This is a genomic window from Streptomyces durbertensis (assembly GCF_014156695.1).
GTDB classification, from domain to species: Bacteria; Actinomycetota; Actinomycetes; order Streptomycetales; family Streptomycetaceae; genus Streptomyces; species Streptomyces durbertensis.
The window spans coordinates 1-6,559 of the sequence record NZ_WMLF01000305.1 but is presented as its reverse complement, the minus strand read 5'-3'; the positions used below and the strand labels follow the sequence as shown (position 1 = coordinate 6,559).

Annotated in this window: 7 protein-coding genes and 2 CRISPR repeat arrays; of the genes, 2 read left to right on the top strand and 5 right to left on the bottom strand. The window is 67.7% G+C overall.

The window, feature by feature from the left end:
* Positions 1-36: 36 nt before the first annotated feature.
* A CRISPR array of direct repeats spans positions 37-796; the repeat unit is 28 nt; unit sequence GGACCATCCCCGCGTGCGCGGGGAGCAG.
* Between the two features lie 254 nt (positions 797-1,050).
* Positions 1,051-1,560 carry a DUF5956 family protein gene (locus GL263_RS18710; RefSeq protein ID WP_500294568.1) on the top strand — a complete coding sequence of 170 codons (510 nt, stop codon included), beginning with the start codon at positions 1,051-1,053 and terminating at the stop codon, positions 1,558-1,560.
* Positions 1,561-1,668: 108 nt separating this feature from the next.
* On the opposite strand, the gene GL263_RS18705 is transcribed toward GL263_RS18710, so the two are convergent.
* The 5 genes from GL263_RS18705 to GL263_RS18685 form a co-directional block, all read right to left on the bottom strand.
* Positions 1,669-2,271, bottom strand: a complete 603-nt coding sequence (locus GL263_RS18705) for a DUF4276 family protein (protein WP_182856874.1) — start codon at positions 2,269-2,271, stop codon at positions 1,669-1,671.
* Positions 2,268-3,449 (bottom strand): AAA family ATPase, encoded by a 1,182-nt coding sequence (locus GL263_RS18700; protein WP_182856873.1) that lies wholly within the window; start codon positions 3,447-3,449, stop codon positions 2,268-2,270. Before GL263_RS18700 ends, GL263_RS18705 begins: the two co-directional genes overlap by 4 nt.
* 154 nt (positions 3,450-3,603) lie before the next feature.
* A CRISPR array of direct repeats spans positions 3,604-4,546; the repeat unit is 28 nt; unit sequence GGACCATCCCCGCGTGCGCGGGGAGCAG.
* Between the two features lie 133 nt (positions 4,547-4,679).
* The gene (locus tag GL263_RS18695; protein WP_182856872.1) at positions 4,680-4,889 is read right to left on the bottom strand and encodes a DUF397 domain-containing protein; all 210 of its coding nucleotides are present in this window, start codon (positions 4,887-4,889) and stop codon (positions 4,680-4,682) included.
* Positions 4,890-5,161: 272 nt separating this feature from the next.
* On the bottom strand, positions 5,162-5,377 hold the full coding sequence (locus GL263_RS18690; protein WP_182856871.1) for a DUF397 domain-containing protein: 216 nt from the start codon (positions 5,375-5,377) through the stop codon (positions 5,162-5,164).
* Positions 5,374-6,213, bottom strand: a complete 840-nt coding sequence (locus tag GL263_RS18685) for a helix-turn-helix domain-containing protein (RefSeq protein ID WP_228456634.1) — start codon at positions 6,211-6,213, stop codon at positions 5,374-5,376. Before GL263_RS18685 ends, GL263_RS18690 begins: the two co-directional genes overlap by 4 nt.
* Positions 6,214-6,306: 93 nt before the next feature.
* Between GL263_RS18685 and GL263_RS18680 the strand changes: the two genes are divergently transcribed.
* Positions 6,307-6,513, top strand: coding sequence for a hypothetical protein (locus GL263_RS18680; protein WP_182856869.1), 207 nt, complete (start codon positions 6,307-6,309; stop codon positions 6,511-6,513).
* Positions 6,514-6,559 lie beyond the last annotated feature (46 nt).

The following is a 6,559-nucleotide window of genomic DNA, read 5'->3' as shown; positions in this document are numbered from 1 at the left end:
CATACATGCAGCGCACCGCCCTCCCGGTTCCAGACAGCCCCCTCCCCGCGTGCGCGGGGAGCAGCCGAATTCGCAGAACAACCCCCCGTGGGTTTCGGGACCATCCCCGCGTGCGCGGGGAGCAGCGGGGACGTATAGCACCTGACCCTCTGTACGGGGGACCATCCCCGCGTGCGCGGGGAGCAGGACCGGCGCGGCTCCGGGCGGTCGCGGACAACCGGACCATCCCCGCGTGCGCGGGGAGCAGTCGAGGGTGCTGGCGCCGCCCCGGTCGGCAAGGGGACCATCCCCGCGTGCGCGGGGAGCAGCGGGTCCTTCATTGCCTCGCTGACGTACACACCGGACCATCCCCGCGTGCGCGGGGAGCAGGTCCGGGTCACGCGTCGGGAGGTCAAGAACCAGGGACCATCCCCGCGTGCGCGGGGAGCAGTGGCCGATGCCTGCGACTACTACCCCTGCCCCGGGACCATCCCCGCGTGCGCGGGGAGCAGTACTGCTCCGCACCACCGCCGGGAACATCGTCGGGACCATCCCCGCGTGCGCGGGGAGCAGAGTTCGGACAGCGTGGACGAGACGAGCGGCCCGGGACCATCCCCGCGTGCGCGGGGAGCAGGCTGTGACAGCCGTCAGGACAGTCGCGTCCCAGGGACCATCCCCGCGTGCGCGGGGAGCAGGCGCGGGCCTGCGCCACGACGGCGAAGTGCCAGGGACCATCCCCGCGTGCGCGGGGAGCAGAGTCCGCTCCGGCCGCCGTGCCGGGTGCCGAGGGGACCATCCCCGCGTGCGCGGGGAGCAGAGGAGATGACCTGCGGGTTTGTGGCGGCGGAGGGCGGTTTTTACTCACTTTCGCCGAACCTCGCAAGTCAGACTATTTCGGGCGTTGTGTACGGCTGCCAGGCCTGGCCGGAGTGGTCAGGGGGCTGAGGGTGCCAGCTTGGGACTGATGGTAGGTGGGCGAGACGTTTTCCGGACCGTCTTGCCCTGTGTTCGAGTGGAGGAAGTCGCGTGCGCTTGCGGTCGCCCCGGGCGTCGAGGTCTACCGTGGGTGCCATGGACTGGGGTCGGCAGGAGCCACCGAATCCGCAGGTTGCCGGGCGCACACATCAAACGGAGTTGGAGCGTGAAGAGCTGCCTGAGATGAGGGAGTTGGCGCAGCTCGAGTGGTATCCCGCTCCCGAGGTCGCACTCTGGTGCTTCCTTCCGTACGTCTGGCCTTCCGGGGCGCGGACGTGGGTGCCGGACCGCTCCACCGTGTGGTCGATGGAGACGTGTGTCGACAGCGCCGGCAACGTCACCACGGTCTGTTGCCGGCCTCTGAGCGAGGAGGAACTGCTGTACGAGGAGGCCGAGGTGAACGACCTGCTCGCCGAGTCGGGAGTGCCCGCCCGACCTCGGGGCCGCATCTGGCTTCTTCGTCCTCCGGAAGGCTTCACCTCGCTCGCGGCGGTGCTTGGTCACCTGCTCGCCGCCGCCGACAAGCACGGTGTGCGGCAAGCCTGTTGCTCGGAGTTCGTGCAGCTCTCCCACGCGGAGCTGCGTCACCTGTTTCAGCTCTCCTGAGTGGTCGCGATCACCGATGTGCCCCGTGCGTCGAACGAATGCCTGCGGTGCGCCCGCCGCCGACCCACGCGCCTCGGAGGCAGCCGCGATGGCGCTGGTGACAGGTCCTCACACGGGTCTGGAGGTCACAAGGTTCTCGACGGCGTGGACCATCCGGCGGAACGACCGACTCCGGTCCGCTGCGGCAGCCAGGTCCATGAGCGACGAGAACCGTGCCTGGTGAAGCGTCTCCTTGTAGGACTCGTGCATCATCGCCTGCAACTGGCTCTTTGCGCCGCGCCTGGCCTCCGGTTCCGGCGGCGTGGCGGCGTCGTCACGAACCGCCGGGTGGTCGCGCAGCGATTCCGCTGCGGCGAGAAACCACGCCTCGTATTCGTGCCGGGCGATCACAACTTCCACGGGGACGGGTACAAGTGTCGGTGCGGGCGCTATCAGGCGCGCCAGTGCCACCGGACAGTTGACGTCGCTGTCGTCGCCGTCCCGGAGGATCAGGACACCGCCCGGCCGCCCCTGAGCGCGTACCGCTTGTAAGCGAACGGCCTTTGCCAACTCGTCGGGCTTGCGCATCTTTCCCGCGTCGAGGCGGAACGGCTGGGCAACCTCCACCCAGGTGTTCAAGTGTTCGGCCGCGATTCGAGTGACGAGCTGTCGTACTGCTTGGACCTCGCCGTGCCCCTCCACGATGGGAGCCACGACGGGCGAGACGTTCATCGAGGTGCCCCCGGAAGTAGCTGATCGTTCCTGAGTAGCTCACCCGGAGTGTACAGATTCTCGCGCAACGCCATCGCGCCCGCTTCGTCCAACTCCCCGATCTGCGTTTCGCCTTCGACGGCACGGACTGCCCGGAGTTCGTCCAACGTGAAGTCGTGCCGGTCCAGAAGGTCGGGGCTATGGCTCGTGACAATCACCTGGCGGCGCTCGCTCGCGTCTCGAAGCGCGTCGAGGAGTACGCCGGCTGCGGCGGGGTGGAGCGCGCTTTCCGGCTCCTCGATGCCGATGGTGCTGAGGGTGCTGCCAGTGCCGGCGAACAGCGAAACCAGGACGCCGAGGGCACGTAGCGTGCCGTCCGAGACCGACTGGGCCTGGAATGGCCAGGGAGTATGCGCCCCGCGTACGTCCTGGCTGAATTCCAGCGTTTCCCAGTTCCCCAGTTCGGAGCGGGATACCCCACGCATGCCCGGGACGATGTGACGCAGGTAGCTCTCGATTCGCGCTTTGTCCGCACGGCCGCGCTCCGTGCGTTCCAGTCGGTGCAATACACTGGCGATGTTCCCACCGTCGCGATGCAGGAACTCCCCGGAGTCCGGGATCTGCGGTTGACGGATGACGTCGGGGTTCAAACTGAAAACACTGATACCGGACAGGCCGTCGAATACGGGGCGAAAGACGTCCAGGCCCGCTGCGGAAACCAGATAGAGCCGCTGCTCATCAACCGGTGGCATGACGGGCTCGGACTTTTCGGTCAGCTGGCCGTTTTCGATGCAGAAATGCGAATCCGTGGGCTGCGTACCGCCAGTTGGCGAGGTGGTGTGCCGAACCCTGCAGCGTTCCTTTGAAATGCGAAAACCGCCATCTTCGACCGCAACGACCTCGAACCCGTATTCGCCCTCGTAATCAGGGGATCGATACTCGAGGTCAATGGCGAAGTGGGTTGGATGACTTGCGGACCTGCGGCGGACCTCCGTCACTCCCCCACGGGCGCGGAGTGCTCGATCGAGTGAGTTCTGCAACGACTCGGACAGTAGCCTCAACGCGTCCAGGAAGTTGCTCTTCCCTGAGCCGTTCGGGCCTACGAGCAGCAGGAGACGCCCCAACTCGACGTCGGCCGCCGCGATGCTCCTGTAGTGCCGTAGTCGCACCCGGGTGAGCGAGAAGAAGTTGTCCTGCATGGAAGCAGTCTGGCACTGACCCGCCCCGGTTCCGTCCCCTCGCCCCTCGCAACGCGCGGACGCCGCGGAGTCTCAAAGCGGTGCATGCCTGGAGCGATCTTGAAGCGGTAGGGCCCGAAGGAAGGCCACCGACTCACGTGAGCCGGTGACCGATTGAGTATGCCCGCGTGCGCGGGGAGCAGACGCCGCACGACCAGGCGCCGCAGCCTGGCGAGGGACCATTCCCGCGTGCGCGGGGAGCAGTGACCCACCGATACACGACCAACTTCGCAATCGGGACCATCCCCGCGTGCGCGGGGAGCAGTCTCCCCCGACGAAGCGAGGCTGCTTGGCCTCAGGACCATCCCCGCGTGCGCGGGGAGCAGGCCGAGGCCGTCACCGACGAGGCGCAGGCCGCGGGACCATCCCCGCGTGCGCGGGGAGCAGGCGGCGTGCGACAGCATGTTTCGTGACTGCCCGGGACCATCCCCGCGTGCGCGGGGAGCAGGTGGACGGGGCGCTGGAGGTCGGGAACTGGGCGGGACCATCCCCGCGTGCGCGGGGAGCAGCAGTCCATGTCTCGGCCGTTGAAAATGACCCTGGGACCATCCCCGCGTGCGCGGGGAGCAGGCGTAGAAGCCCTTCGCGGTGCGGCGCCACCGGGGACCATCCCCGCGTGCGCGGGGAGCAGCAGCAGGAGCGAGTTAGTGCGAACTGGGGTCAGGGACCATCCCCGCGTGCGCGGGGAGCAGGGCCGTCGCCATGCTCAGAGCGCCCACTGCTCGGGACCATCCCCACGTGCGCGGGGAGCAGCATCACAGATGCATCATGGCCCTTCGCGCACCGGGACCATCCCCGCGTGCGCGGGGAGCAGCGAGCGCGGGTGACCGCGTACACGTCGGGTTTGGGACCATCCCCGCGTGCGCGGGGAGCAGGGTGGCGGTGGACACCTCCGCCAGCCGGACGCGGGACCATCCCCGCGTGCGCGGGGAGCAGGCTTGCACCGTGGGCAGTGCAGGGTGCAGCGCGGGACCATCCCCGCGTGCGCGGGGAGCAGGGCGGCGGAGTCGTCGCCAGGCCGAACCGGATAGGACCATCCCCGCGTGCGCGGGGAGCAGAGGAGATGACCTGCGGGTTTGTGGCGGGGGAGGGCGGTTTTTACTTACTTTCATTGATCCCGGCAAGTCGGCTTAATGGGGTGAAACGGCGCCAGTGTGGTGGTGTCCGGCGTAGTGCTGGTCTCGTGGGTGATTAGGGAGTGGGGAGGGTGCCGGTTCTGATGCTTGCCGCGAAGGTGGTGAAGGCGGGGGTGGGGATGGTCAGAGCCGGGCCAGTCGGGTGCTTGGAGTCGCGGACGGGGACCACGCCGTGGGAGGTGGCGAGGTTTGCCGCGACCTCGACGCAGACGCCACCGTTGTCGCTGTAGGTGGACTTGAACCAGCGGGGGGACTCGGTCGTCACGGTGTGCCCTTTCGCAACTCGTAGATCCTTGCCACGGACGCCGCCTGGGAGGCTGCTTCAGCCTGTAGCTGATGGTAGGCCGTGAACATGGCGGCACGAGGCGAGATCACGCTCAAGGCAGCCTCGCTGCGCCGACTCGGAGCGGGCCATCAGGGCGCGGTCCGGGTACCCGCTCATTCGCACGGGTGAAACGAAACCCCACCATGCCCTCGGCTACGGGGTATGGCGGGGTTGTTGTCGTTCCTGATGTGGTCCGGTCGGGCCCGTCGGCGTCAGAGGTTGGTCACCTCTCCGGCCTTGACGCCCGTGACGAACGCGGCGAACGCGTCGGCGGAGAAGCGCAGCACTGGACCGGTCGGGCGCTTGGAGTCGCGAACCGGCACGGCGCCGGTGGCGGATGCGACGCGCGGAGCCCACTCCACGCAGGTTCCGCCGTTGTCACTGTACGAGGACTTGATCCACTCCGGCGTTATGGGTTCGGTCGTCACGGTGTGCCCTTTCGTAGTTGGTGGATCACATCGATGGAGGCTGCCTGCGAGAGAGACACGGCCTGTAGCTGATGGTAGGCCCTCAGCAGCGGCAACACGGAAGCCAACTCCCGGTCGAAATACCCCTGTGTCTGCGACTCCACGTACGAGGCCACCGACCGGTCGGGCAGAGTCAGTAGATTCACCGACCGGTTGAACGGGCGCTGCTCGCCGAGGCTGAAGGGGGCGAGCTGGAACATGGTGTTCGGTTGCGCGGCGAAGTCGATGAGGTGTTGCAGCTGTGCGCCCATGACGTCGGGGCCGCCGATGGGCCGACGGACGCAGCTTTCGTCCAACACCGCTATCACCATGGGCGGCGTGGTGCGTGCCAGCGCAGCCTGACGTTCCATGAGGAACGACACTCGCTCCTCGGCCTGTTCGCGCGTGATGTCTCCGCGCGCCACGGCCGCGTCGGCCAGGGTTTGCGCGTACTCACGAGTCTGAAGCGGTCCGGGTATCACCCCGTTCTCGAACAGGCGGATCTCTGCGGCTCGACCTTCGTACCCCACGTACTCGGGGAACCCCTGGAGCAGCACGCCGTGCTTGATCTCCCGCCACTCCCGCTCGAACGAGTCAGCGGTTCCCTCGGTTCCAAAGGCGGCGTCAAGCGCGATTGAGAACCGACGGGTTGGAGGCTTGTGACAGGTTTCCACAGCTGAGACGTGACGGCCGGTGTATCCGATCCGCTCGGCCAGGTCGTCTTGCTTCCACCCTCGCGCCTCCCGTTCCCTGCGTAAACGCGCGCCGTATGCGGCCTCCGGGCTCTCCTCAGGGTTCAACTCCTTGCGGTTGACCAACATTTCCTCCGTAGCTGCAACGTTGAAGGGGCTTCCGACTCTAGACCACTCTGTGACTCCTTGGTGGTGAAACCGCTACAGAGAGGAGTTGCCATGTCCGCTGCCGAGCGCGGGGGTTACGCCCGCGTGACCAGCCTGGCCAGCGACGTCACGGCCAGGTGCGAGACGTGCGTGAAGCTGCGTGCGGCCGAGCGGGACAAGGAAGAGGCCGGGGATCTGTCCGCTGCGACGGACTGTCGGGTGTTGTTGCGGCGGCACGCCGCCGAGTGCCGGGTGGCGGGGGAGGGGGCGGCGTCGTGACGGCGAGGGGTGAGTCTCGGCGGTCGGAGGACGAGCGTCCGGGGAG

Bases quoted from the DNA above. Each gene is read 5' to 3' on its own strand.
- GL263_RS18710 (WP_500294568.1), top strand. From the start codon at position 1,051: ATGGACTGGGGTCGGCAGGAGCCACCGAATCCGCAGGTTGCCGGGCGC.
- GL263_RS18705 (WP_182856874.1), bottom strand. From the start codon at position 2,271: ATGAACGTCTCGCCCGTCGTGGCTCCCATCGTGGAGGGGCACGGCGAG.
- GL263_RS18700 (WP_182856873.1), bottom strand. From the start codon at position 3,449: ATGCAGGACAACTTCTTCTCGCTCACCCGGGTGCGACTACGGCACTAC.
- GL263_RS18680 (WP_182856869.1), top strand. From the start codon at position 6,307: ATGTCCGCTGCCGAGCGCGGGGGTTACGCCCGCGTGACCAGCCTGGCC.